Raw genomic sequence first — 981 nt, 5'->3', positions numbered from 1 at the left:
GCCCAGCCCCCCGCCAGCAGCGCCGCGCTCACCCCCAGCCCCGCCAGCCGCGCCGGGCGCAGCCGCCCGGACCAGTCCACCTTCTCCCCCGCCAGGGGGAAGCGGGCCACCCGCTCGCCCCCCGCGCCCAGCAGGGGGCTGTAGAGCGCCTCCGGGGCCAGTTCGACCCCGGTGACCCCCTCCAGCCCCAGCCCCAGCCGCTCGACGGCGAAGAAGCCGCCATAGCTCTCCAGCAGCCCCTGGTACAGCCCCTCGTGCAGCGCGCCCGCGCCCGCCAGCAGCAGCGCGCTCAGGCGCTGCTCCTGCGCGGCCTTGACCAGCTCGACGGGCCCGCCCTCCTGCGCCACCGCCAGCAGGGTCTCCTCCACCGCCGCCGCGATCGCCGCCAAGACCTCCGCCGCCTCGAGGCGGCCGGGGTCGTCGAGCAGCAACCGCAGCAAGCCCGCCTCCCCCCGCAGCGCCTGCACCCAGGGGTCGAGCAGGGCCACCAGCGTGCGTGCGCGCACCAGCTTGTCCCCCCACAGCACCGCCAGGCTGCTGGCCGACGGCTCGAGGTGCAGCAGGATCCATAGCCCCTCGCGCGGGGCGCGCTGGGCGTGGCGCACGGCCAGCGCCACCCCGTGCTGCTCCACGTCCCACAGCCGCAGCCCGCACTCCTCGGCTAGCCGGGCCAAAAGCTTGAAGGTCGGCTCGTAGACCTTGCCCAGCAGGGCCTGGCCCCCCACCGCCTCCGGCAGGCTGATCCGGGGGACGAAGGCCTCGGCGCGGGCCGGGGGCAGCGCCTCCACCTCCCGCTCCAGCGCCTTCATCAGCAACTCCCCCTCGAGGCCGGGCGTGCGCGTCAGGCGCAGGCTCATCAGCTCGGGAGGCAGCACCCACACCAGGTCGCCGCGCCCGCGGAAGCCCAGCTCGGCCAGCAGCGCCTTGAGGGCCTGACCCACCGCGCGCGGCTCGAGAAGCTCCCCCCCGCGCAGCCAGCCC

Annotated in this window: 1 pseudogene; it reads right to left on the bottom strand. The window is 76.7% G+C overall.

What is annotated here, in order from left to right:
- A pseudogene (locus tag Mterra_RS22750) lies at window positions 1-981 on the bottom strand (hypothetical protein); the annotation flags it as partial.

The sequence above is a fragment of the Calidithermus terrae genome (assembly GCF_003574345.1).
GTDB classification, from domain to species: Bacteria; Deinococcota; Deinococci; order Deinococcales; family Thermaceae; genus Calidithermus; species Calidithermus chliarophilus.
The sequence above is the reverse complement of the archived record's forward strand: the minus strand, read 5'-3'. Positions and strand labels throughout refer to the sequence as shown.